This is a genomic window from Pseudomonas sp. F220 (genome assembly GCF_057813935.1).
The window spans coordinates 1-25,058 of sequence record NZ_JBVASJ010000037.1 but is presented as its reverse complement, the minus strand read 5'-3'; the positions used below and the strand labels follow the sequence as shown (position 1 = coordinate 25,058).

Sequence of the window (25,058 nt, the reverse complement as noted above, 5' to 3'; positions counted from 1 at the left end):
GCTCATACCGCTAGCGCCCATCACTACCTTCCCAGCGACTTGCTGCCAGCCGATCACTCTCTCTGCCGCATACCCAACGGTCACCGGATCGGGTTTCTTCACGCTTCCAGAAGGGCGCTCGTGTTTTCAGATAATCCATCAAAAACGCGCAGGCATCAAAAACAGCCTGTCGGTGTTGGCTGGCAACGCCGACAAAAACGATGGGTTCACCAACGCTCAAAAGACCCACGCGGTGGACTATGTTCACCCGTTGCAGCGGCCACCGTTCATGGGCTTGATCGACGATCAGTTGCAAGGCGCGCTCGGTCATTCCTGGATAATGCTCGAGAAACAGGTTGCTGACCTTTTCTCCCTGATTGATATCGCGGACATAGCCCACGAAGGTGGCCACGGCACCGACACCAGGGTCTTCGGCGTGCAAACTTCGGGTCAGCTCACCCAAATCAAACACCTCAGTCTGGACCTGAACAGTCATCGCTTAACCCCCGGTCACTTGAGGGAAGAAGGCAATCTCATCGAAGTCTTCTATCGGGGCGTCGGGTGTACATAACTCCTGGTTCAGCGCACACATGAGGCTGCTTTCACCGAGTACTTCCTGCCAAATAGCGCCCCTGGCGATCAGCAATTTTCTGACATCGTCGATGCTTCGCAAAGACTCATCCAGTGCGATTTTTTCTCCGCCAAGGCCGAGTTGTTCCCGATAGCGCGCAAAGTAGTTGATCAGAATCATTGGCCGTCACCTGTCACAAAGGTGCCCGATTTTCCACCCTGTTTCCTGAGCAGTTGGACCCGGTCAATGACCATCCCCCGGTCGACGGCTTTGCACATGTCGTAGATCGTTAGTGCCGCCACGCTTGCCGCCGTCAGGGCTTCCAGTTCAACGCCGGTTCTGCCGTTCAGCCGGCAGGTGCTCACAATTCTTACGCTGTCGGGCTCCACGGCGCTCAACTCGAGGTGAATCGAACTGAGCATCAACGGGTGGCATAACGGGATCAATTCATGGGTTTTCTTCGCCGCCATGATCCCGGCGATTCGAGCGACCGCAAACACGTCGCCTTTGGGGTGCCCGTTTTGCTGGATGAGTTTCAACGTAGCAGGTCGCATACGTATCCAGGCCTGTGCTTGAGCTTCACGGTTTGTCGGATTTTTTTCGCTGACATCGACCATATTGGCTCTGCCTTCAGCATCTAAATGAGTCAGCATCCCGGAATCGGGCTGATTGAATTCGGTCATGCTTATCCTCCACCCCTACGGGTGCTTAATGAGTAGTTAGTGCTAATCAGTTCAGCACGAAGTCCACGGGCTGAAGTAGTGGAGGGAGTTCTGTCGCACCCAAGGCATCAAGCACTTCACGCTCGATGGTGCGCACGATGGCATTGGTTGGAAGGTCGTTTTCATCTCGACCAAAGGGGTCTTCCAATTCGTCGCCAATAGCATCCAGCCCAAAAAACGTATAACTCACAATGGCGGTGAAAACTGGCGTTAGCCAGCCCAGTGGCTCGGCCATCGCGAAGGGCAGCAAAATGCAAAATATGTAAATTGTCCTGTGTAGCAGGAGTGTGTAAGGGAACGGGAGAGGCGTGCTTTTGATTCGCTCGCAGATCGTTTGTGTGGTTGTCAGATTAGTCAGGTGATTGGCCATCAGCGTGTAACGCCATTCGCTGATCTCGCCGGATTCGGCGAGCGTTGAGCACTGTTGGCCGACTTGACGCAGAATACTTTCAGGGATGTTAGGTGTGTTGGCAGATGGCAATTTGTTAAGCCACGTACCCGCCGCACTGAGTTCGTCTTCCTTGCAAAGCTTGGCGTTAAGCGCATGGGCAAAGCCGCAGAGGTTGCGCAATATCTTGCTGCGTTGCTGTGTGTCCTTAATGACCTGGGTTTCCCGGATCATCGAGCGCACGTCCATGATCATCGCACCGAGCGCTTTGCGCGCTTCATACCAACGGTCGTAGCAGGCGTTGTTGCGAAAGTTCATGAAGATTGAAAGTGATAACCCCAGCAGCGTGAAGGGAGTGGCATTAACCTTTGAGAAGTACGCGGGATGGAGTGTTTCGACCAGGACAATAGCAGAGGCCAGGAGTGTCACCAGAAGGCTTCGCAGCGCGATACGCTTGGCAATCGAGCCTTTGAGTGAAATCAAGACATTGATCAGATTAGGTTTGGCTCTAACGATCATGGGAAACAGCCTTCTAGAGAGTAATGATCTGAAAACGGGGGCAGGCTATCCGCCGGTCATGTTCATGAAACGGACAACTTGCACGTCATCATTGAGTTCAAAGTTGTGCCGGTACGGCTTGATTTTCATCGCCTCGATGATTGCCTTCTCCAGGCGCTCCGGCTCTCCTGGATAGCGGCGAAGCACTTCCTTCAAGTCGACGGAATGCTCATTGCCCAGACACAACAGGAGTCGGCCCTCGACGGTTAACCGAACACGATTGCACGTAGCGCAAAAATTGTGGCTGTGGGGAGAGATGAACCCCAGGCGAATATGCGGCGCCTCAGCCAGGCGCCAATAGCGCGAAGGGCCTTGGGTCGATTCCGCGGAGTCGATGAGGGTGTAGCGTTCGGCAATCCGCTCGCGCACTTGCGCGCTGGAATAGAACGCCCCGGCACGGCTGTGCTCGCTGATGACACCCAGTGGCATCTCTTCAATGAAGGAAATATCCAGTCCACGATCGATCGCAAAACTAACGAGATCGTTTATCTCGTGATCGTTGCGCCCTTTCATGACAACGCAGTTGAGTTTGGTGTGTTGAAAGCCTGCTGCATTCGCGGCGTCGATACCGGCGATGACTTTCGTCAGATCACCGGAGCGCGTCAGTTCACGGAAGCGATCGGCGTCCAGGCTGTCGAGGCTGATGTTCAGGCGCTTGAGCCCCGCATCGAATAACGGCGCTGCCAGCTTGCCGAGCTGTGAGCCATTTGTGGTCATGCACAGTTCACGCAGTCCTGGCAGCGCTGCAATGCGCTTACAGAGCTCCACAACGCCGGGGCGAATCAACGGTTCGCCACCGGTCAGGCGGATTTTTCGCGTGCCCAGGGCCACAAAGCTTTCCGCTAATTGATAGAGCTCTTCCAGCGTCAAGATCCGTTGCCGCGGCAAGAATTCCATGTCCTCGGCCATGCAATACACACAACGGAAATCGCAGCGGTCGGTCACCGACATTCTGAGGTAGTCGACCCGGCGAGAAAAACTATCCATCAAGATTCGTTCGGTCATCACAACCTCCATCAGCGGTTCAGGTGTATGGCGCTGGTTTTGGGAGGCCACTGTTATATAAGGGCCTTATTGAGCCAAGGCTAAAGTTGTTTTTGGTCGTCGTCTAATCACTATTAACAACCGGTTGATCGATGAAATCTATGGGGTAAATAAAAGCTTGATTTAATGAGTTGTTAAATCTGTATTGCATTGATTTGTCGTTGGTTTTTTATTGATAGATTGTTTCGATGGGTTGGTCATTATTTGTGATTAGACACTTCTGTCATGCACGGAATAGGCTTGATTCGTAACCCGCCATTGAGCCCTTGAAGTGGCTCGACGCAAATCAGTCTGTAACTGACGTTAAATGCATTCGCATTGATGTGCGTATAAAAATAGCCATTAACAATGACTTTAAGTCAGGCCGCCGCCGACGTGCAAAGTCTTGGAGAAATACCATGAGCGAAGTTGAACGTTACAAACCGTATACGGGGGCGGCCGCAGGCTGGGGCGCGCTGATTGCTGTTACCAAGAACTGGTTGGGCAGCGAAAACGCGTTCAAGAACATTCGAGCCATGCTCAAGACCAACCAGAACGGCGGATTCGACTGCCCGGGCTGTGCCTGGGGCGAGTCGCCGGAAAGCGGCATGGTCAAGTTTTGCGAGAACGGCGCCAAAGCGGTCAACTGGGAAGCCACCGGCCGTCTGGTCAACCCTGCGTTCTTCAACAAATACACGGTGTCGTCGCTGGCGGCGTAAAGTGACTATTGGCTTGAATACCAAGGGCGCCTGACTCACCCCATGCGCTATGACGCTTCCGTTGATCATTACGTCGAAACCAGCTGGGACGATGCGTTTGCCTTGATCGCCAAACACCTGAAAGGGCTGACGTCGCCTGATCAGGCCGAGTTTTACACGTCTGGTCGGGCCAGCAACGAAGCCGCTTACCTCTATCAACTGTTCGTTCGCGCTTACGGCACCAATAATTTCCCTGACTGTTCGAACATGTGCCACGAGGCGAGCGGCCTGGGCATGGATGACAGCGTCGGCGTGGGCAAAGGCACGGTGACGTTCGATGACCTGGAGGAAGCCGACGCCATTTTTGTCATCGGCCAGAACCCGGGCACCAATCACCCGCGGATGCTTGAGCCACTGCGCGAAGCGGTGAAACGTGGCGCGCAGGTGATCTGTTTCAACCCCCTGAAAGAGCGTGGTCTGGAACGCTTCCAACACCCGCAACATCCGTTGGAAATGCTCACCAACGGTTCCGAACCCACCTCGTCTGCGTACTTTCGTCCGGCATTGGGTGGCGACATGGCGGCGATGCGCGGCATCGCCAAGTTTCTGTTGCAGTGGGAGCGTGAAGCGCTCGCGAACAACAGCGAGGCGGTATTCGACCGGGCGTTCATCGCCGAGCACACCTCGGGCCTGGAGACCTACCTTGCCGAAGTCGACGCCACGACCTGGGAGCACATTGTCGAACAGTCAGGCCTGTCCCTGGCGGACATCGAATTGGCTGCCCGCATGTACCGCAGAGCCACACGGGTCATCATGTGTTGGGCGATGGGGGTGACCCAGCACACTCACTCGGTGCTGACCGTCCAGGAGATCATCAACGTGCAGTTGTTGCGTGGCAATATCGGTCGCCCAGGTGCAGGGCTGTCGCCGGTGCGCGGGCACAGTAACGTGCAGGGCGACCGCACCATGGGCATCAACGAACTGGCACCCCCCGAGTTTATTGACGCGCTGGAAGCGCGCTTTGACTTCAAGGTTCCGCGCAGACACGGCCATAACACGGTGATGGCGATTGCGGCGATGGAAGAGGGGCGCTCGAAGGTCTTCATCGGCCTGGGCGGCAACTTCGCCCAGGCTACCCCCGACAGCCCGCGCACTCATGACGCACTGCGCAACTGCGACCTCACGGTACACATCGCCACAAAGCTCAATCGCAGCCATCTGGTCACCGGCCGTGAGGCCTTGATTTTGCCGTGCCTGGGGCGCACCGATATCGATATTCAAGAGGAGGGTCCGCAAGGCGTGACGGTGGAAGATACCTTCAGCATGGTGCACATTTCCCACGGCCAGCTGAAACCCAAATCTCCGTTGATGCGTTCGGAGCCGGCGATCATTGCCGGGATTGCCAACGCTACCTTGGGTAAACACCCCATCGACTGGCTCTGGACGGTCGCTGATTACGGTCGCATTCGTGACCTGATTGCCGACACCATTCCCGGCTTCGAGGATTTCAATAAAAAATTGCTGCACCCCGGTGGCTTTCACTTGGGTAACGATGCCGCCAAACGCATCTGGAATACCTCGACTGGCAAAGCGCAGTTTGCCCCCAGCGAATTGCCAGAACACCTGATCAGCGAAGGGGTGCGCAACCTGGACGTTAAGCCGGATCTTATCCTGCAAACCTTGCGTTCCCACGATCAGTACAACACCACCTTGTATGGACTGGATGATCGTTATCGCGGCGTCTACGGCATGCGCGATGTGGTGTTCGTCAATGAGCAGGACATTCGCAAACTGGGTTACGAACCGGGGCAAAAGGTCGACATGATCTCGCTGTGGGGGGACGGTCGTGAGCGTCGAGTGACCGGCTTTACCTTGATCGCCTACGACATTCCGCCCGGTCAGGCCGCCGCCTATTACCCGGAAACCAACCCGCTGGTGCCGCTGGAAAGTTACGGCGACCGGACGTTCACGCCGACCTCGAAGTTCATCGCGATTCGCCTTGAGCAGGCGCAGGACAGCAACCTGATCCAATCCTTCGGCGCTTGAGTCTGGCCGGGGCGGCATGGTTGTCGCCCCAGCCTCACCAGATCATTGGAAATCTGTTCGCTGCGAGCCGTGAGGTTCACTGCGGCCGGGCTTTGTATGCACGCGCATCGAGCCACTATGAGGGTATCGTCATGTTAAATCTGGGGGCGCTGGACCTGGCGCGCATTCAATTCGCGTTTACGGTTTCGTTTCACATCATATTTCCCGCCATCACCATCGGGCTTGCCAGTTTCCTGGCTGTCCTCGAAGGTCTGTGGCTGAAAAGTAACAACTCCGTTTACAAAGACCTTTATCACTTCTGGTCGAAAATCTTTGCCGTCAACTTTGGTATGGGGGTGGTGTCCGGCCTGGTCATGGCTTACGAGTTCGGTACCAACTGGAGCCGTTTCTCTGACTTCGCCGGGAGTATTACCGGGCCGTTGCTCACCTATGAGGTGTTGACGGCGTTTTTCCTTGAGGCGGGCTTCCTTGGGGTGATGCTGTTTGGCTGGAACCGGGTAGGGCGAGGGCTGCACTTCTTTGCCACGGTGATGGTCGCCATCGGTACGTTGATCTCGACCTTCTGGATTCTGGCCTCCAACAGCTGGATGCAGACGCCACAGGGGTTCTCGATCGTGGACGGACGGATCATGCCGATGGACTGGCTGGCCATCGTCTTCAACCCGTCGTTCCCGTTCCGCCTGGCGCACATGGCCATCGCCGCGTTTGTGGCCACGGCGTTCTTTGTAGGCTCTTCGGCGGCGTGGCATTTACTGCGTAAAAACGACACGCCGCACGTGCGCAAAATGCTCTCGATGGCGTTGTGGATGGCGTTGATCGTGGCGCCGATTCAGGCGGTGGTCGGTGATGCCCACGGGCTGAATACCCTGGAACATCAACCGGCGAAAATTGCCGCCATGGAAGGACATTGGGAAAATGTCGGTAACGAGCCGACTCCGTTGGTGTTGTTCGGTATCCCAGATATGGAGGCCGAGAAGACCCGTTATGCGATAGAAATCCCTTATCTGGGTAGTCTCATTCTGACTCACAGTCTGGATAAACAGATCCCTGCGCTCAAGAGCTTCCCAAAAGAGGATCGGCCAAACTCGACCATCATTTTCTTTAGCTTTCGGATCATGGCCGGGCTTGGAATGTTGATGATCCTCACCGGGTTGCTGGGGCTTGCGCTGCGTCGCAATGGCGCGCTGTACCGCAATCGCCTGTTCTTGCGCCTTGTGTTGTTCATGGGGCCGACCGGTCTGATCGCCATGCTGGCGGGCTGGATCACCACCGAGGTCGGTCGTCAGCCGTGGGTCGTCTACGGACTGCTGCGAACCGCCGATGCGGCGTCCAATCACACGGTCACGCAGCTGAGCATTTCGCTGGCGTTGTTTGTACTGATCTATTTCTCGGTGTTCGCGGTGGGTATCGGTTACATGATGAAGCTGGTTCGCAAGGGGCCGCAGCCGCATCACGAGCATCCGCCTCAAGACGGCCCTGGCCAGGAACGCACGCCACGCCGTCCCCTGTCCGCCATCACCGAGACGTTCGCGTCCGGCGACCACGTCAACTGAACAAGGGGATCGAACATGGGCATTCAAGGTATAGATCTGTCGTTGATATGGGGTGTCATCATCGCCTTTGGGGTGATGATGTACGTCATCATGGATGGGTTCGATCTGGGGTTGGGCATCCTGTTTCCGCTCATCCCAGACTCCCAAGAGCGCGATGTGATGATGAACACCGTCGCGCCGGTCTGGGACGGTAACGAAACCTGGCTGATACTCGGTGGGGCGGCACTTTACGGTGCGTTTCCCTTGGCTTACTCGGTGATTCTGGAGGCGTTGTATTTGCCACTGATTTTCATGCTGGCCGGGTTGATATTTCGTGGCGTGGCGTTTGAGTTCCGGTTCAAGGCCAGCCCTGAAAAACGCCACATCTGGGATATGGCCTTTATCGGTGGCTCACTGCTGGCAACGTTTTGCCAAGGTATCGTGATTGGTGCGTATATCGCCGGTATTCCGGTGGTCAATCGTCAGTTTGCCGGCGGCACCCTGGATTGGCTGTCACCGTTCCCGTTGTTCTGCGGGTTTGGGCTGATCATCGCTTACGCATTGCTCGGCAGTACCTGGTTGCTGGTCAAGACCGAAGGCATGCTTGAGTCACGCATGCGTCACTACTCGCGGCCATTGGCGTTCGTGCTCACGGCGGTCGTTGCGGTGCTCTGCGTGTGGACGCCGTGGTTGCATCCCGAGATTGCGACGCGCTGGTTCACTCACGCGCACATTGTAGTGTTCGGGGGGGTGTTGATTTTGGGTGTGCTGGCGTTGTTCGGGTTGCTTCGCACGTTGCGCCAGCATCACTCTCACTGGCCCTTTGTGTTCACGTTGGTACTGGTCTTTCTGGGTTACGTCGGCCTGGCGTTCAGTATCTGGCCGAACATCGTGCCGCCCTCGATCAGCCTGTGGGATGCCGCATCACCGCCCTCAAGCCAGCTGTTCATCTTGATCGGCACGTTGTTCATTCTGCCCATCATCCTGATGTACACCTGTTGGAATTACTACGTGTTCCGCGGAAAAGTGAGGATTGGCGATGGCTACCATTGATAGCGAAAACACTGAAGTTTTGGCTGCACAAAACGAAGCCGCCCCTTGGTATCGGCGGGTGCTCTGGTTGATCGCCATTTGGTTCGGCAGTGTGATTGCACTGGGGGTCGTGGCGAGCTTTTTCCGGCTGATGATGCATATGGCCGGAATGACCACTCATTGATGGCAGATTTCAGATGATGAAGGCCCGGCGCGATCTCTCGCGCCGGGCCTTTTATCAGCATGTCCCGCAGATCCTTTGTGGGAGCGGGCTTGCTCGCGAAGACGGACTGACATTCGCCATTGATGTCGACTGACACACCGCTTTCGCGAGCAAGCCCGCTCCCACACTCGATTTCATCGCATTCAGGATTTCCACATCGCCATTTTTTCCCCGGTCCCCTAAGGTTTGCGATCAGCAAGCTCTTCGAGCAGGTCTGATGAGGGCACGAAGAATAAGCCGCCAGTGACCGCCGTGCTGAAATCAAGCAAGCGGTCATAGTTGCCTGCGGGTCTTCCGACAAACATATTCTCGAGCATCTGCTCAATGGGCTCTGGCGAGCGGGCATAGCCGATGAAGTAAGTGCCAAACTCTCCGGCGCCTGGCCGGCCGAATGGCATGTTATCGCGCAGGATTTTCACCTCCTGCCCGTCCTTGGTGATGGTCGTCAAGGCACTGTGCGAAGAGGTCGGTTTAACCGAATCATCGAGCTCGATATCGGACAGTTTTTTTCGTCCGATAATGCGCTCTTGAGCCTCAACGGATAACTCGTTCCACGCGGTCATGTTGTGCAGGTACTTCTGAACCAGCACATAGCTGCCGCCGGTAAACGACGGGTCTTCATCACCAATGATCGTGAAGTCGACGGCATGGCGACCGACCGGATTTTCGGTGCCATCCACAAATCCGACCATGCTGCGCATATCGAAATAACGGAAACCCTGAACTTCATCAACGACCGAGATCGCATCGCCCAGCGATGAGAGCAATTGCGTCGCCAATTCGAATCATAAACAAGGGGGTGCGTTATACGACCGAGGTCCTCCAACTCGTAATCAGTACGGTGTAATAAAGACGCGACAGGATGATTGGCAAAGAAGTCTGGGGTAACCCGCTTATTGGTCGCCTCCCAGGTCACCGCTTTGGCACCATTTTCACAGAACTGGAACGTGGATCTGTGCTCTTTGTCAGGCCATGCGCAGCCCGGACAATCGAACCCCTCAGGCTGATTGGTCCTGAGCAGCGTCATAGGCGCCTTTGAGGCATCCATCTGCTCTCGAACAGCCGTCGCGGTAGCCTTGATAGCGCCCCAGCCCCCGGCGGGACCGTCGTAGTTACGAACACCTGGTACCTTGACCTTGCGTCGATTCGCCATGATCGCTCCACATACGACCCATACCCGGCAGGTGAGAGTCGACAGTTGCACATGATCCGCCGCTATAGCGGCATTACGTAACGACCTACTGTCTCTGATCGAGAGACGTAAATGTCACAACCACACAGCAAAAAATTGACATGCAAGACAGGGTTGGGCCCAGGAGTTTGAATCCTCTGAATCACCGTAAAATAGTGTGTTCATACGCTAAGACCGTGATCTAAAATCTTAGTGGTGTGTACCCGCATGTCAAGGCAACAGGCAGTTGATAAACGGGCTAGCGTATCGCTGGAGCGCGCCGGCAGTTCCATGGACCGGGTTCTGCATCTGACCATCTACCTCACCGACATGGCCGACCGCGCCGCCTTCAACGAGGTCTACCAGCGCTTCTTCGCCAAGCCCTGGCCGGTTCGCGCCGCCGTTGGCGTGGCCGCCCTGGCGGTCGAAGGCATGCGCGTGGAAGTCACCGCGATGGCGGCCAAGGGCTGAGTCTGCGGACTTATCCGGCGGCTCCGCTCAGCGAGCGGCCGCCACCGGGCAGCACATGGGGGCCGGTCAAGCGTTACGCCGCTGCAGATATAGCAGGCGAAGCAAATACCCCCAAACGCCCAGTAAACCGCATCGTGACCCAACGACTGCTCTTGGCCGTTCTCTGCCTGTCGCGACCGGCTGAAAACGACCCAATATAGGTCAATGCTCACTTCCCATTCGTGATGAGCTATTCAAAGAGCATGGATAACTTAGGTCGCCCGGGACTTCAGCTGATTGGCATCGGTGACACTGAATGCCTGTTCTTCCAGACTCGTTTGTATCAACGCAGCCAATTGTCTGGTTGCAGCCGTCAGGTCTTCGGCCCCGTGATAAAGCACGTAGCCGAGGGTCGGTACCGTGGGTGGACCTGGGATGACGGCGAGATGACTCGGCAGTCCAATGCGGGTTCGCAAGGTGAGGCTGTTGCCGCTGACCGAAAACCGACTCGGTAAAGGCTGTTCTGCCGACTGAAAACTGACCCAAGTGTTCAACTGCTCCTACTCAGCTTTCGGATGAGTGTTACCAGTCAGGCGGACACGCAGTACCGCACCCTCCCAGCGGATCCAGAAAAGCGCCGCCTGTTCCTCTCAATCCACCGCAGGGGTCTGCTCGCCATGGGCCTTGGCGGCTTGCAGGCGAACACTTAAGCGTTCCTGCCAAGAGATGATCACGGCATCCACGGAAGTCACAGAGCGGGAAGGGCAGGACGACGATGCTTGTCATGAAATGATCATGCGTTGTCGTCTGATGGGAAGCGCTCAGACATCCCGCAGCTTACATTCCAGTCAACAAAAAACTGCAGCGCACCCAAAGCGCTGATTGGAGAATAAAAAGCATGGCCCAAGTCGTACGTTTTTACGAAACCGGTGGTCCCGAGGTTCTTCGCTTTGAAGAGACAGAAGTCGGCGATCCCGGCCCGGGTGAGGTTCGGCTTCGTCACGTAGCCGTCGGTCTGAACTATGCCGACACCTATTTCCGCAACGGCACTTACCCGATCCCGATGCCTAATGGCATGGGCGTGGAAGCTGCCGGTGTAGTGGAGGCAGTGGGCGAGGGCGTGAGCAATGTGGTGGTCGGGGATCGGGTTACCTATACCGGTTTTCTCAACACCTTGGGCGCTTACAGCACGGAGCGTCTGATCCCGGCTGCGCCGTTGATCAAACTGCCGGAAAGCATCTCTTTCGAGACCGCGGCGGCCATGACCATGCGCGGGCTGACCTCTGCGTACCTGATGCGTCGCATCTATGACTTCAAGGCTGGTGACAGCATCCTGCTGCACGCTGCCGCCGGTGGCGTTGGCCTGATTGTCTCGCAGTGGGCCAAGCTACAGGGCCTGAATGTAATCGGCACCGTGTCCAGCGAGGCCAAGGCGGAACTCGCCCGTGCCCATGGTTGCGACCATGTGATCAATTACAGCCACGAGGATGTGGCCAAGCGCGTGCGTGAGTTGACCGATGGTGTTGGCGTCAACGTGGTGTTCGACAGTGTTGGCCAGAACACCTTCATGGGTTCGCTGGACTCGCTCAAGCGCCGCGGCCTGATGGTGTGCGTCGGTACCGCCTCTGGACCGATCCCGCCTTTCAACCCTGCACTTCTGGCGATGAAAGGCTCGCTGTTTATGACTCGCCCGGCACTGGCCGACTACATCGCCGACCCGGCAGAAAAGGCCGATCTGGCCGGTGAACTGTTCGATCTGGTCGGCAGCGGCCGGATCAAGATCGAGATCAACCAGCATTACAGCTTGCAAGACGCCGTGCAGGCACACCGTGACCTGGAGTCGCGCAAGACCACCGGTTCTTCGATCTTCGTTATTTAAGGGGGCGTTGGTCATGCAAGTTGAGCAACTTACCTGCAACATTGGCGCAGAGCTGATCGGCGTTAACCTCGCCGATGCCATTCATGACGCTGGCCTGTTCGCCGAGATCCGCGCCCAACTGCTCAAGCATCGGGTGCTGTTCCTGCGAGACCAGGACATCAGCCGCGCCGAGCACGTGGCCTTTGCCCGACGCTTCGGCGAACTGGAGGATCACCCGGTCATCGGCAGTCACCCGGATTATCCCGGCTTGGTGCAGGTCTATAAGAGCCCGGACAGTCCGATCGACCGTTACGAGAACTCCTGGCACACCGACGCCACCTGGCGCGAGGCGCCGCCGCTGGGGTGCGTACTGCGCTGTGTGGAGTGTCCGCCAATCGGTGGCGACACTATGTGGGCCAATATGGTGGTGGCTTACGAGCGCTTGCCGAGCGACGTGAAAGCGAAGATCGAAGGCCTTCGTGCCCGTCACAGCATCGAGGCGACCTTCGGCGCGGCCATGCCGATCGAAAAGCGCCTGGCGCTCAAGGCCCAATACCCGGACGCAGAACATCCGGTGGTGCGTACTCATCCAGAAACGGGCGAGAAGGTGCTGTTCGTCAATGGTTTCACAACCCACTTCAGCAACTACCACACCGCCGAGCGCGTGCGTTATGGCCAGGATTTCAGTCACGGTGCGTCCGAATTTCTGCGCTACCTGATCAGTCAGGCCAGCATCCCTGAGTATCAAGTGCGCTGGCGCTGGAAGCCGAACAGCATCGCCATCTGGGACAACCGCAGTACCCAGCACTACGCCGTGATGGATTACCCCGCCTGCCATCGAAAAATGGAACGCGCTGGGATCATTGGCGACAAGACCTACTGAGCAACCTCAACTGTGTTCATGTAAACGCCCGCTCCAGCACCGTCCGTTGGGCGAGCAACAATAAAAACAGGAGACGAACATGCAATTTTTCGACGATTCCCTGCACCCTGAAAACATGGAAAAGGTGGTGATTACCGTCGCCCCTTACGCCCCTGAGTGGATGCCGGAAGACTTCCCGGAAGACATTCCGGTGACCATGGATCAACAGGTGCAGAAGGCTGTTGACTGCTATGAAGCAGGCGCCACCGTGCTGCACTTGCATGTGCGTGAACTGGACGGCAAGGGCTCCAAGCGCCTGTCCAAGTTCAACGAACTGATCGCTGGTGTGCGTGAAGCCGTGCCAGACATGATCATTCAGGTCGGCGGCTCGATTTCTTTTGCCCCTGAAAGCGATGGTGAGGCGGCCCTGTGGCTGTCCGACGATACCCGGCACATGCTCGCGGAGTTGTCGCCCAAGCCGGATCAGGTCACCGTGGCCATCAACACCATTCAAATGAACATCATGGAGTTGCTGTACCCGGAATACCGGGAAGGCACCTCTCTGGCCGATCCGCTCTACGAAGCCGCCTACAGTGAAATGACCGTACCGGCAGGTCCGGCCTGGGTGACCGAGCACCTCAAGCGCCTGCAGGCCAACAATATTCAGCCGCACTTCCAGCTGACCGGCATTCATGCCTACGAAACCCTTGAGCGAATGGTGCGCAAGGGTCTCTACAAAGGCCCGTTGAACCTGACCTGGATCGGCATTGGCGGTGGTTTCGACGGCCCGAACCCGTACAACATGTTCAACTTCATCAACCGCGTACCGGATGGCTGTACCCTGACTTCCGAGTCGCTGATCAAGAACATGCTGCCACTCAACACCATTGCCCTGGCCATGGGCTTGCATCCTCGTGTGGGCACTGAAGACACCATCATCGATCAACACGGCAAGCGCTTCACGTCCGTGCAGCAGATCCAGCAGACGGTGCGTATTGCCCACGAGCTGGGGCGTGAAATTGCCACCGGCAAAGAGGCGCGCGACATCTACCGTATCGGTGTGCAGTACAAGAGTGTTGAAGAAACCCTGTTGGCCAACGGTATGGCGCCGAACCGCAAGCCGGGTCAGAAAGGTGTGCCACAGCGCGGGTGATAGAAAGATAGCCGGGGCAGGAACTCAATGAGATCTTGCCCCGGCTAAGTTGTAACGCGTTGCGCAAGACCAAAAATAATAACAAAACAGGTGCAAGACACCGAGGAGGTAGCATGGCCTATCACCACAGTACTGTGGACGATGAAGAAGATACGTCGGTCGGTATTCCACGCAGGTACGCCTGGATTGTGTTCGCGCTGACTTTTGGCTTATTGATTTCTGATTACATGTCTCGGCAAGTACTCAATGCCGTGTTCCCGATTCTCAAAAGCGAGTGGGCCCTGAGCGACGGTCAGCTCGGCCTGCTGAGTGGCATTGTCGCCCTGATGGTTGGCCTCTTGACATTCCCTCTGTCGCTGCTGGCCGACCGCTTTGGCCGGGTCAGGAGTCTAGCGCTGATGGCGTTGCTGTGGAGTCTGGCTACCCTGGGTTGCAGCTTGGCGCAGAGCTACGAGCACATGTTGATTGCGCGCTTCATGGTGGGCGTCGGCGAGGCGGCCTACGGTAGCGTCGGCATCGCCGTGGTGGTGTCGGTATTTCCCAAAAGCATGCGTGCAACCCTCGTCAGTGCCTTTATGGCGGGTGGCGCGTTTGGTTCGGTTTTAGGGATGGCCTTGGGCGGGGCGATTGCCGTCAAGCTGGGCTGGCGTTGGTCGTTCGCCAGCATGGCGTTGTTTGGCCTGCTGCTGGCGGTGCTTTACCCGATCATCGTCAAGGAAGTGCGTATTGCCCCAAAACGCATAGCGGCTGCCACAAAAAAGACTAAAGCGGCGATCAAGCGTCCGCTGCGCACGCTGTACTGCACTCGTTCGGTCATCGGCGCTTATGTTGGCAGTGGCCTGCAACTGTTCGTTGTTGGCACCGTGCTTGTGTGGTTGCCGAGCTATTTCAACCGCTATTACGGGATGGACGAGGGCAAGGCCGGTGGTCTGGCGGCCATTATCGTGCTGTGCTGCGGCGCCGGGACGATTCTCTGCGGCATGCTCAGCGATCGCCTGTGCCGCCACTCTCCGGTTCGCAAGATCGACCTGTCCATTGCTTACTGCCTGGGCAGTTGCCTGCTGCTGTCGCTGGCTTTCGCGCTACCCGCCGGTCCTGTCCAGTTGGTGCTGATCGGCCTGGGCATGCTGATCGCCGCTGGCACCAACGGCACTAGCGGCGCCATGGTGGCGAACCTGACCCACTACTCGGTGCATGGCACCGCTTTCGCCACCCTGACCTTGGTCAATAACCTGCTCGGCCTGGCCCCGGGGCCCTTTATTACAGGCAGGGTGTCTGATGTCATCGGCCTGCACGGGGCTTTCCAGCTGGTGCCGCTGATGAGTATCGGGGCGGCCGCAGTGTTCTTCTACACCCGGCGTCACTATCTCAACGATATTGCCCGTCCACAGGGCGAGCAGGTCGATGATATGCCACCTAATACTGTGCTTGAGGTTTCGCCGTGACAGGTATTTTGCGTATTGATGCGTTCTTCGACTTTATTTGCCCCTGGTGCTTGATTGGTAAGCGCCAGTTGGAGCGTGCGCTTGCTCAGTTGCGCGCCAGCCACCCGGATGTGGAGTTGGAACTGGCCTGGCATGGCGTGCAGCTGCTGCCGCACCTGCCGGCGCAGGGTGCGCCTTTTGTCGAGTTCTACCGTCAGCGCCTGGGCAGTGCCGAGGCGGTGCAAGCACGCCAGGCGCAAGTGCGGCAGGCCGCGGCCACCGTCGGCTTGAGCATCGACTTCAGTGGCATCAACACGATGCCCAATACTGCCGATGCCCATCGCCTGTTGGAGCACGCCACCCCGCTGGGCAGCGTGGCGCAGGGCGAGACCTTGCTGGAGCGACTGTTCAGTGCCTATTTTCATGAAGGCAAGAACCTGGGAGATCGTGCCACCCTGCTGGCGATTGCCGAGTCCTGCGGCTACCCGCGCGCGGCCCTGGCCGACTGCCTGGAGGGGGCTCGAAGCCCCTTCGACGATGGCGGGATGGGCGCCAGGGGTGTGCCCTATTTCATCTTCAACCGGCGCCAGGCAGTGTCCGGTGCACAGCCGGCCGAGGTGCTGTTGCAGGTCATGCAGCAAGTGCTTGCGCAGGATGTGGCCGTGAGTCATTCGGCATGAGTCGGCGTATTGCAGTACCGGCCGAGAAAGTCCCGGCACTGGGCATGCGCACGCTGTTCGAGCCGGAGGGCAGCAGCCTGGCGCTGTTCAATGTCGCCGGGCAGTTCTACGCCATCGACGACAGCTGCCCACATCAGGGGGCCTCACTGTGTGGTGGCCGCCTTGAGGGCCGGGTGATCCAGTGCTGTGCCCACGGCCTGCGCTTCGACCTGGCCAGCGGTTACCTGCTCAATTCAAACGCTGTGAAGGTTGCCAGCTACCCGGTCGAGGTGGTCGACGGCCAAGTGTTTATTGTCATCGCTCCCAAGGAATCCGCAGTATGAGTGCCATTGCTCTAACCTCTGTTCACAGCCGCGTGCGAGAACTGGCCCCCGGTTTTATCGTCAGCCTGGTTGTCGCCGCAGCGGCGAGTTTCCTCTCCGAGCACTATGGTGCGCCGGTGATGCTGTTCGCGCTGCTGCTCGGCATGGCGCTGAATTTTCTCGCCGGTGAAGGCTCGTGCAAGGCCGGTATCGAGTTCACCTCACGCACCGTATTGCGCATCGGCGTGGCGTTGCTGGGGATGCGCATCACCCTCGAACAGATCGTCGCGCTGGGTTGGAAACCGGTAGCGCTGGTGGTGATCCTGGTGGTGGTGACCATCCTCGTCTCGATGGTGGCGGCCAAGGCCATGGGGTTCCAGCGTGTGTTCGGCATGCTCACCGGTGGCGCCACGGCGATTTGCGGTGCCTCGGCAGCTTTGGCGCTGGCCGCGGCTTTGCCTAACCATCCGCAGAAGGAACGTGCCACCCTGTTCACCGTGATTGGTGTCTCGGCGCTGTCCACGACGGCCATGATTGTCTACCCGATGATCGCCAACTGGCTCGCCTTGTCGCCACAGGAGGCCGGGGTGTTCCTCGGCGCCACCATCCACGACGTTGCCCAGGTGGTAGGTGCCGGCTACAGCATGTCTACCGAGACCGGCGATACTGCCACCGTCATCAAATTGATGCGTGTGGCCATGCTCGTGCCGGTGATCATCAGCGCGGCGATGATTACCCGCATGAAGGGCGCCGACCCGACCGGCAAGCGGCCACCGTTGTTGCCCTGGTTTGCTGTGGGCTTCCTGATGCTCGCGTGCATCAACAGTACCGGCTGGGTCGCCCCGGCGGTGCAGGGTTTCACTAACGAGCTGTCGCGCTGGAGCCTGGTCATCGCCATCAGCGCCCTGGGCATGAAGACCCAGCTCAAGGAGCTGGCCTCGGTGGGCATCAAGCCGATCCTGCTGATGGTGGGGGAGACGGTCTTTCTCGTCGTTTTGGTGCTGTTACTGATGCGCTGGGGCTTGTAAGCAGGCTATCTATTGAGGGCTGCACGACGTTTCGGGTAGTTCGATCCTGAGTCATGCGTCGTACTCCGCACTTGTTCCTTTTACGGTCGTCTGTTGAAGCAGGCGGCCGTTTTTTTACTCAATAGAAATCCTGAACACACAGTAAGCCAACCTGTTGTGCTCAGTTGTCTTCTTGCGCAGCGCGCAGAGTGCTGTCGAATCGTGTTCAGGTGGCAGCGGGGTGTTTTAGCTGTCTTTCTTTGCGCGGCACGATCTTGTGTTCACTGCGCCAGGCGGCTGGCGTCATGCCGAACTGGGAAATGAACCAGCGAGTGAATGAGTTGGGCATGGAGTAGCCGAGCATGTCGCTGATCCGTCCCAGTGAGTTGCCGGGGTTCTCCAGGTAGCGAATCACCAGGTCGCGGCGCACGCTACTGATCAACTCACTGAAACTGGCCCCGTCTTCTTCCAGGCGGCGTTGCAGGGTGCGCACGTTCATGCCCTGGCTCTGAGCAATCTGCTCAATGGTGGCGCGGCCCATGGGGAGCAGCAGGTAAATGGATTTGCGCACGTCGAGCGCCAGGGAGTGGTCGCTTTTGTCCTGTAGCAAATCCAGGTAGCGCTGCGCGTGTCGGGCCATGGCCGCATTGGCCAAAGGGTTGGCGGCGTCGAGGTTGGCGGCGGGACAAACGATGCCGTTGAACTCGCAGCCGAACTCCACCTTGGAGCCGAAGATCCGTCTATGCACGGTGAGGTCCGCTGGCGCTTCATGGGTGAAACAGACATTGATCGGGTGCCAGTGCGCACCGAGCAGGGCTGCGCAAAAGCGGTGCATCACGGCGATGGCCAGTTCGATGGATTGGCGGTTGTTCGTGGCCATCTCGGTGACCAGTTCCTCGCGGATGATCACCGTATTGCCGGTTTCCTCAATGAAAATCGCCAGTGAGTCGTTGATCGTGTGACGGTACTGCACAATGATTTTCAGCGCGTCGCGCAGAGTGTTCTGGTGACTGAGCAGCAGACTCACTTCACCAAAGTCCGATAAGTGGCGCAGCTCGGCCATGCGCAGGCCGAACGCTTCACAACCGCTCAGGTGCGCTGACTGCTCCAGCAGGTTAATGACGGCGCTGGCGGGGATGCGTCGATTGGGATCGCTCAGGAGCGAAGGGCTCAAGCCCACCTCGGCCAACAGAGCGTTCACGTTCAGCCGCAGATGGCGAGTCACTTCCAGGTAATTGGTCAGTGCGGCGGATCGGACTAGAGCGGTCATGGCGTGCATTTCTTCCATTCGGTGACAAATGAGGACTCCCTGTCGGAACTGCCTGTCATTTATAGAGACTTGGTCGCGAAATGAAAAGCACTTGTCGGTAGATATACCCGATCGATCCTGAGGCTTTGTCATCAAAAGAGGAGTGACTGACGCTAAATGGGAAGCGCTTCGACAAGACGAATTCTACTGTGCTGCTGGCAGGGTTCGAAGTGTTGGCGGACTCCTCGATGGATTGTTCAAGGGTGAATAGGGCGATGAGTGACACCACGATTTTGATAGTTCCGGGTTTGCGTGATCACGTGCCTGAGCATTGGCAAACGCTGCTGGAAGCCAAGTTGGACAAGGTTCGCTCGGTGCCGCCATTGGAAGAGAACAAGCTCAGCCTGGCAGCTCGTGTCGAAGCGATCCAGTGCGAGCTGGAGACGATTTCCGGTCCGGTGATCCTGGTGGCTCACAGTGCCGGTGTGCTGATGGTGGTGCATTGGGCTGCCCGCTATGGCCGTCCGATCAAGGGCGCCTTGCTGGCCGCACCGCCGGACCTTGGGGCCAGCTGGCCAGCAGCTTATCCAACCCCGCAGAGCCTGCGGGCCAATGGCTGGGATCCGCTACCCAAGGGGCCTCTGCCGTTCCCCTCGATCGTCGCGGCCAGTACCAACGACCACCTCGCGAGCCTGGAGTCGGTGAGCCAAATGGCCCGCAACTGGGGAAGCGAATTGGTCAATCTAGGCGCCGTAGGCCATCTCAACCCGGCTGCCGGTTACGGCGAATGGCCGCAGGCCGAAACGATTATCCACACGCTGGATCGCTAGGCGCAAACACTGGAATAAAACTGCCGGAAAGACACTCGCACCACCGCCAGGACCGGATGTGAGTCGTTGTTAGCACCAAAAACAAAAAAAACAAAAAACGGAGACAAGGTAATGCACACCACTACAGGACTCAGCCCCCTGCGTCGCAGCCTGCTGCCCACAGCTATTCTGCTCGCCTCCATGCCGGCAGCCCATGCTTTTGAACTCAGCGATGGTAGTGAAGACTGGGCCGTGCGCTTCGATAACACCCTCAAGGCCAGTTATGGTCAACGGGTGGAAGGTCAGAACTCGAAGATCGCCAACACGGCCAACCTCAACGACGGTGACAACAACTTCCGTGTCGGTAGAGCGGTGACTGAGCGGGTCGATCTGCTGACCGAGCTGGACGTGGTCTACCAAGGGAAAATGGGCTTTCGTGTCAGCGGCGCGAGTTGGTATGACCATGCCTATGACGATGTCGGATCCAGCTCCAACCCTTTTCCAGGGCAGGCGGGCAATGCAGGTAATCTGGTTGCAGCTCGTCCGGCCGGTTTGATTCAGCCTGGCGACTCGCTGAACGGCCACGTTGCACGCACGCATGGGCTGAGCAACTACACCGATCGTTATTACAATGGACCTTCCGGCGAAATTCTCGATGCCTTTGTGTTCTACAGCACCGAGGTCGGCGAGGAGTCGATGTTCAGCGCAAAGCTCGGCAAGCACAACGTGTACTGGGGTGAGACCCTGTTCAACGCGGCCAACGGCATCAACTACGGTCAGGCAGGCCTGGACATTGCCAAGCTGTACAACGTGCCGGGCACCGAAACCAAGGAACTGTTCCTGCCGCGCAACCAGCTTTCCATGTCGTTCACGGTCAATCCGGAACTGACGCTGGGCGCGCAGTACTTCCTGGAATTCCAGAACTCCCGTCTTCCCGAGGGTGGGACTTACATGGGCGGCTACGACATGCTGGGCGAGGGCGCCGACGTGTTCTGGCTGCCAGTGCCGGCGCTACTGGGCGGGGCCGGTGCTTTTTACGGCGCGCCGCGCGGGCATGATATCAAACCGCACAACTCTGGCGACTTCGGACTGATGGCCAAGTGGAGCCCGGAATGGCTGAACGGCACCCTGGGCTTCTACTACCGCAACACCTCGGACCCGATGCCGGCGGTGCTGATCAATGCACCTAACCTGCAGAAGCCAGGGTTGCCGGGTCTGCAAGGCGTTGAGTACATGACCGCCTATGCCGATGACATCGACATCTACGGCATCAGCCTGTCGAAAAGTGTGGGGCCGGTCAGCGTCGGTCTTGACCTGAACTACCGCGAAAACATGCCGCTGGTGAGCAACTTCAGCACCGTCAACTCGACCCTGGATGCACAAGCGGGCTCGGGCCTGATCAACGGTGCCAACATTATCGGCGCCATGCCGGGCAAGGGCGAAACCGGACTGGCTCGTGGCAAGACCTTCCATGCGGTACTCAATGGCCTGGTGGCTTTTGGCAGCACTCCGTTGTGGGATTCCTCCTCACTGGCCGTGGAAGGTGCCATGACCCATCTGGTTAGTGTCAATCAGGCCGGCAAGCAGACCTTCAAGGGCGATTCCAGCTACAGGGGCGCCGACAAGGTCGATACCAATGCCTACACCATCGCTGCCAACTTCACCCCGACCTGGTTCCAGGTCTTCCCGGGTGTCGATATGTCCATGCCGGTGTCCTACAACGTTGGCCTCAAGGGCAACTCGGCGGTGCAGCTTGGCGGCAACGAAGATGCCGGCAGCTACTCCGTAGGCGTCGCCGCGGACATTTATCAGAAGTACAAGTTCGACCTGAAGTACGTCGACTCCTTTGGTCCTTTCGATACCTGTGAAAGCGGGTTTGATAACAACACCCCTGGAGCCAATGGCCTGTACCAGTGCATCCCCGGTCAGATCACTTCGCAGGCAGGCCTGTCGCCTCTGTTGAAGGACCGCGGGATGGTCACTGCCTCGTTCAAAACCACCTTCTGATTGACGCTCAGATTACAAAAACAAGTGGAGAGAATTCAGATGAGATTCCTAAGTAGCGTGCTGGCAGCCTCCCTGGTGGCCGTCATTGCCGGTCAGGCCCAGGCGGGCGTATCGGCTCAGGAAGCGGCCAAGTTGGGCACCAACCTTACCGGTGTAGGCGCCGAGATGGCGGCTAATGCCGATGGTTCAATCCCAGCCTACAAAGGCGGGCTGACCACCCCGCCAGCCAGCTTCAAGCCCGGCGACAGCATGCGTCCGGACCCCTTTGCCGACGAGAAACCGCTGCTGGTCATCGATGGCAAAAACGTCGATCAGTACAAGGGACTGTTGACCGCCACCACGGTGGAACTGGCCAAGCGTTACCCCACTTACCACATCAATGTTTATCCGACTCACCGCACTGTCGCCTTGCCCAAGGCAGTGCTGGACAACAGCTTGAAGAATGCCACCGGTGCCAAGTCCCTCGACGGCGGTCTGGCCATCGATAACGTACTGCCTGGCGTGCCGTTCCCGATCCCGACCTCGGGCAGTGAGGCCATGTGGAACCACCTGTTGCGCTACCTGGGGGTCAATTTCACTGCCAAGTATGACTCCTGGAACGTCGATTCGGCGGGTGTGCCGACCCTGGCCACCACGGGCAAGTCGTTCATGAATTATCCGATCTACGAAGACATGTCAAAGCCGATTGCCAGCACTGACACCTTCTACCAGATGAAGCTGTATTACACCGGTCCCGCGCGTCGTGCGGGAGAGGCGATCATGCTCAAGGATTCTGCCAACCCGTTGGCGCAGCCACGCAAGGCCTGGCAGTACCTGCCTGGCCAGCGTCGGGTGAAGCTGGCGCCGGACCTGGCCTATGACACGCCTAACCCGGGTACGGGCGGTACCAATACTTACGACGATACATTCGTCTTCAATGGCGCGTTGGACCGCTACGACTGGAAGCTGGTGGGCAAGCAGGAAATGATTGTGCCCTACAACACCTACAAGCTGACCTACGCCGTGGACGCCAAGCAGCTGACGACCCCCAACCACATCGCTTCCGACTATGTGCGCTGGGAGAAACACCGTGTCTGGGTGGTGGAGGGCACTCTCAAGGATGGTGCGCGGCACATCTACCACAAGCGTCGTTTCTACCTGGATGAAGACAGCTGGATCGCTTTGGCCTCTGACCAGTATGACGCGAGCGGCAAGCTCTACCGTGGCGCCTTCACCTTCCTCAGTCAGAGTTACGACAAACAGGTCCCCGATACCTCGCCTTTCATGATTTACGACCTGGTGGGCGGCAACTACAACATCAATGGCATCGTGGGCCCATACGGTGGCATCAAGTACATCGAGCCACTGTCGAAGGCGCAGTGGGCGCCGGATGCCCTGGCAGGGGCCGGTATCCGCTAAGCGGCAGGCGACAAAGTCCGGGGCGATCGGTTGTGGTCCCCCGGCAGTGTGACTGGAAGATGGACGGCCTGAGCGTCGTTCATCTTGGGTTACCGACTCCGACGCCGGGCTGTACCTCGTGTGCTGTCCGGCGCCGTTTTCCTAGAAGGTGCGTGCGGTATGGGTTCCTTGAAAAAGTTCGTGCTGGTGTTGCTGTTTTCGATGCTGGCGCTGTTGCAGGGTGTCGCTCAGGCAGCCAGTTATGTGGATGTTCTGGATCTGCCGGCCAAGCCGAGTCCTTTGGCCGTGCGCAGCCCCTTGATCGGCATCGCTCGTGCAGGTGAACGCCTGGTTACCGTTGGCCAGCGTGGCCATATTCTTTATTCCGATGACGCTGGCCAGCACTGGCTGCAGGCCAGTGTCCCGCTCAGCAGTGATCTGACGGCGGTGTTTTTTCCGTCTGCCAAGCAGGGTTGGGCGGTCGGTAACGATGGTGTCGTACTGCACAGCGAAGATGCCGGCACCACCTGGCGCAAGCAACTCGACGGTCGCCAGATCGGTGACTTGCTGGTCAAGCATTATTCGACGCTGGCCAGTACCGAGCCGGCCAACGAGCAATGGCCACTGCTGGTCGCTGAAGGTCAGCGTCTGGTCGAGCAGGGCGCCGACAAACCGTTCCTCGATGTGTGGTTCGCCAACGACAAGCTGGGCTATGTCGTCGGTGTGTTCAACCTGATCCTGCGTACCGAGGATGGTGGTCAGAGCTGGACCCCGTTTCAGGACCGAACCGACAACCCGCAAAGCTTTCACCTCAACGCTATCGCCTCGACTGGCGATGGGTTGTACATCGCCGGCGAGCAGGGGCTGTTGCTCAAGTGGAACGCCGCGCAGCAGCGTTTCAATGCCTTGCAGACGCCCTATCAGGGCAGCTATTTCGGCGTCATCGGCAAGCCCGGTGAAGTGCTTGCCTACGGCCTGGGCGGCACTGTGTTGCGCAGCACCGATGGTGGCGAGCACTGGAGCTCACTGGCGACTGGCCTGCGGGTCAGCATCACGGCCGGCATCATCAATGCCCAGGGTCAGTACGAGCTGTTCACCCAGGCCGGACACGCACTGGTCAGTCAGGCGGGCGGTACACGGCTGCAGTTGATGGCAGAGCAGGATCCGACCCCTGTGGCCGGTGTGAGCCAGGCCGCCGATGGTTCGCTGGTGGTGGTGGGTAGCCATGGCGTACAGAGATTGTCCATCAAATAAGACCTCGAAAAATTAGAGCGAGTACCCAGACATGGGCAATATCAAGCAAGACACCATGCCGGTGATCCGCGACCTGCTGGACTTCGACCGCCATTCCGGCAACCTGTTGGAGCGGCTGGTGTTCAACTACCGCCCACTGTTTATGTTGCTGATGGCACTGGTCACCGTGCTGCTGGGTTATATGGCGGTGACGCGTCTGGAGCTGCGGCCCAGTTTCGAAAAAATGATTCCCCAGAGCCAGCCGTACATCCAGAACTACCTGGAAAATCGCCAGTCGTTGCGCGGTCTGGGCAACTCGGTGCGGGTGGTGGTCGAAAACACTAAGGGCGATATTTTCGACCCCGACTACCTTGAGGTACTCAAGCAGGTCAATGACCAGCTGTTCCTCACTGAAGGCGTCGACCGCGCCTGGATGAAGTCGCTGTGGAGTCCCGGGGTGCGCTGGACTGAAGTCACCGTGGAAGGCTTCCAGGGCGGTCCGGTGATGCCCGGTACCTACCAGGGGGCGCCCGCGGACATCGAGCAACTGCGCCAGAACATCAGCCGTGCGGGCATTGTCGGCAGCCTGGTGGCCAGCGATTTCAAATCCAGCATGCTGATCGTGCCACTGCTGGACAAGACCTCGGCCACCGGCCAGGGCATCAACTACCACCAGTTCTCGCGGGTGCTCGAAGAGCAGCTGC

Annotated in this window: 21 protein-coding genes and 4 pseudogenes; 17 read left to right on the top strand and 8 right to left on the bottom strand. The window is 58.1% G+C overall.

Annotation, left to right across the window (positions count from 1 at the left end; genetic code table 11):
• Positions 1–10: 10 nt before the first annotated feature.
• The 5 genes from moaE to moaA all read right to left on the bottom strand — a co-directional run bounded on the left by moaE (position 11) and on the right by moaA (position 3,223).
• Positions 11–475, bottom strand: coding sequence for a molybdopterin synthase catalytic subunit MoaE (moaE, locus tag ACZYSM_RS24130; RefSeq protein ID WP_489075341.1), 465 nt, complete (start codon positions 473–475; stop codon positions 11–13).
• A gap of 3 nt (positions 476–478) precedes the next feature.
• Positions 479–730 carry a MoaD/ThiS family protein gene (locus ACZYSM_RS24125; protein ID WP_489075339.1) on the bottom strand — a complete coding sequence of 84 codons (252 nt, stop codon included), beginning with the start codon at positions 728–730 and terminating at the stop codon, positions 479–481.
• Complete coding sequence (moaC, locus tag ACZYSM_RS24120; protein WP_489075395.1) at positions 727–1,203, bottom strand: cyclic pyranopterin monophosphate synthase MoaC; 477 nt, start codon at positions 1,201–1,203, stop codon at positions 727–729. The genes ACZYSM_RS24125 and moaC overlap by 4 nt, the downstream gene beginning before the upstream one ends.
• A 76-nt stretch (positions 1,204–1,279) precedes the next feature.
• The gene (locus ACZYSM_RS24115) at positions 1,280–2,179 is read right to left on the bottom strand and encodes a bestrophin family protein (protein WP_489075337.1); all 900 of its coding nucleotides are present in this window, start codon (positions 2,177–2,179) and stop codon (positions 1,280–1,282) included.
• A gap of 45 nt (positions 2,180–2,224) precedes the next feature.
• Positions 2,225–3,223, bottom strand: a complete 999-nt coding sequence (gene moaA / locus ACZYSM_RS24110) for a GTP 3',8-cyclase MoaA (RefSeq protein ID WP_489075335.1) — start codon at positions 3,221–3,223, stop codon at positions 2,225–2,227.
• 437 nt (positions 3,224–3,660) lie between these two features.
• Here moaA and ACZYSM_RS24105 point away from each other — a divergent pair.
• The 4 genes and pseudogenes from ACZYSM_RS24105 to ACZYSM_RS24090 all read left to right on the top strand — a co-directional run bounded on the left by ACZYSM_RS24105 (position 3,661) and on the right by ACZYSM_RS24090 (position 8,733).
• Positions 3,661–5,985 (top strand): annotated as a pseudogene (locus tag ACZYSM_RS24105) (FdhF/YdeP family oxidoreductase).
• Positions 5,986–6,116: 131 nt separating this feature from the next.
• The gene (locus tag ACZYSM_RS24100) at positions 6,117–7,538 is read left to right on the top strand and encodes a cytochrome ubiquinol oxidase subunit I (RefSeq protein WP_489075333.1); all 1,422 of its coding nucleotides are present in this window, start codon (positions 6,117–6,119) and stop codon (positions 7,536–7,538) included.
• Between the two features lie 15 nt (positions 7,539–7,553).
• A complete protein-coding gene (cydB, locus tag ACZYSM_RS24095; RefSeq protein ID WP_489075331.1) occupies positions 7,554–8,570 on the top strand; it encodes a cytochrome d ubiquinol oxidase subunit II in 1,017 nt (338 codons plus the stop codon).
• Entirely contained in the window at positions 8,557–8,733 is a 177-nt protein-coding gene (locus tag ACZYSM_RS24090; protein ID WP_489075329.1) for a DUF2474 domain-containing protein, read from the top strand. Before cydB ends, ACZYSM_RS24090 begins: the two co-directional genes overlap by 14 nt.
• A 218-nt stretch (positions 8,734–8,951) precedes the next feature.
• On the opposite strand, the pseudogene ACZYSM_RS24085 reads toward ACZYSM_RS24090, so the two are convergent.
• Positions 8,952–9,557, bottom strand: a pseudogene (locus ACZYSM_RS24085) (Dyp-type peroxidase); the annotation flags it as partial.
• 614 nt (positions 9,558–10,171) lie between these two features.
• On the opposite strand from ACZYSM_RS24085, the gene ACZYSM_RS24080 reads away from it, so the two are divergent.
• Positions 10,172–10,414: a RidA family protein gene (locus tag ACZYSM_RS24080; protein ID WP_489075327.1), complete on the top strand. Its 243-nt coding sequence runs from the start codon at positions 10,172–10,174 to the stop codon at positions 10,412–10,414.
• 251 nt (positions 10,415–10,665) lie between these two features.
• On the opposite strand, the pseudogene ACZYSM_RS24075 reads toward ACZYSM_RS24080, so the two are convergent.
• A pseudogene (locus tag ACZYSM_RS24075) lies at positions 10,666–10,887 on the bottom strand (hypothetical protein); the annotation flags it as partial.
• Between the two features lie 404 nt (positions 10,888–11,291).
• Between ACZYSM_RS24075 and ACZYSM_RS24070 the strand changes: the two are divergent.
• The 7 genes from ACZYSM_RS24070 to ACZYSM_RS24040 all read left to right on the top strand — a co-directional run bounded on the left by ACZYSM_RS24070 (position 11,292) and on the right by ACZYSM_RS24040 (position 17,700).
• Positions 11,292–12,272 (top strand): quinone oxidoreductase family protein, encoded by a 981-nt coding sequence (locus ACZYSM_RS24070; RefSeq protein ID WP_489075325.1) that lies wholly within the window; start codon positions 11,292–11,294, stop codon positions 12,270–12,272.
• Between the two features lie 13 nt (positions 12,273–12,285).
• Positions 12,286–13,134, top strand: coding sequence for a TauD/TfdA dioxygenase family protein (locus ACZYSM_RS24065; protein ID WP_489075323.1), 849 nt, complete (start codon positions 12,286–12,288; stop codon positions 13,132–13,134).
• 79 nt (positions 13,135–13,213) lie between these two features.
• The gene (locus ACZYSM_RS24060; protein WP_489075321.1) at positions 13,214–14,266 is read left to right on the top strand and encodes a beta-keto acid cleavage family enzyme; all 1,053 of its coding nucleotides are present in this window, start codon (positions 13,214–13,216) and stop codon (positions 14,264–14,266) included.
• Positions 14,267–14,379: 113 nt separating this feature from the next.
• Entirely contained in the window at positions 14,380–15,711 is a 1,332-nt protein-coding gene (locus ACZYSM_RS24055) for an MFS transporter (RefSeq protein ID WP_489075319.1), read from the top strand.
• A complete protein-coding gene (locus ACZYSM_RS24050) occupies positions 15,708–16,370 on the top strand; it encodes a DsbA family oxidoreductase (protein ID WP_489075317.1) in 663 nt (220 codons plus the stop codon). Before ACZYSM_RS24055 ends, ACZYSM_RS24050 begins: the two co-directional genes overlap by 4 nt.
• Entirely contained in the window at positions 16,367–16,693 is a 327-nt protein-coding gene (locus ACZYSM_RS24045; RefSeq protein WP_489075315.1) for a Rieske (2Fe-2S) protein, read from the top strand. Before ACZYSM_RS24050 ends, ACZYSM_RS24045 begins: the two co-directional genes overlap by 4 nt.
• The gene (locus ACZYSM_RS24040; protein ID WP_489075313.1) at positions 16,690–17,700 is read left to right on the top strand and encodes a YeiH family protein; all 1,011 of its coding nucleotides are present in this window, start codon (positions 16,690–16,692) and stop codon (positions 17,698–17,700) included. Before ACZYSM_RS24045 ends, ACZYSM_RS24040 begins: the two co-directional genes overlap by 4 nt.
• A 205-nt stretch (positions 17,701–17,905) precedes the next feature.
• Here ACZYSM_RS24040 and ACZYSM_RS24035 read toward each other — a convergent pair whose 3' ends face one another.
• Positions 17,906–18,949 carry an AraC family transcriptional regulator gene (locus tag ACZYSM_RS24035; RefSeq protein ID WP_489075311.1) on the bottom strand — a complete coding sequence of 348 codons (1,044 nt, stop codon included), beginning with the start codon at positions 18,947–18,949 and terminating at the stop codon, positions 17,906–17,908.
• A 254-nt stretch (positions 18,950–19,203) separates the two neighbouring features.
• On the opposite strand from ACZYSM_RS24035, the gene ACZYSM_RS24030 reads away from it, so the two are divergent.
• The 5 genes and pseudogenes from ACZYSM_RS24030 to ACZYSM_RS24010 all read left to right on the top strand — a co-directional run.
• Positions 19,204–19,758, top strand: a complete 555-nt coding sequence (locus ACZYSM_RS24030) for an RBBP9/YdeN family alpha/beta hydrolase (protein ID WP_489075309.1) — start codon at positions 19,204–19,206, stop codon at positions 19,756–19,758.
• A 111-nt stretch (positions 19,759–19,869) separates the two neighbouring features.
• Positions 19,870–21,744, top strand: coding sequence for a DUF1302 domain-containing protein (locus ACZYSM_RS24025; RefSeq protein WP_489075307.1), 1,875 nt, complete (start codon positions 19,870–19,872; stop codon positions 21,742–21,744).
• 39 nt (positions 21,745–21,783) lie between these two features.
• Complete coding sequence (locus tag ACZYSM_RS24020) at positions 21,784–23,142, top strand: DUF1329 domain-containing protein (protein WP_489075305.1); 1,359 nt, start codon at positions 21,784–21,786, stop codon at positions 23,140–23,142.
• A 159-nt stretch (positions 23,143–23,301) separates the two neighbouring features.
• Positions 23,302–24,375 carry a WD40/YVTN/BNR-like repeat-containing protein gene (locus tag ACZYSM_RS24015; RefSeq protein ID WP_489075303.1) on the top strand — a complete coding sequence of 358 codons (1,074 nt, stop codon included), beginning with the start codon at positions 23,302–23,304 and terminating at the stop codon, positions 24,373–24,375.
• A 31-nt stretch (positions 24,376–24,406) separates the two neighbouring features.
• Positions 24,407–25,058 (top strand): annotated as a pseudogene (locus tag ACZYSM_RS24010) (RND family transporter); the annotation flags it as partial.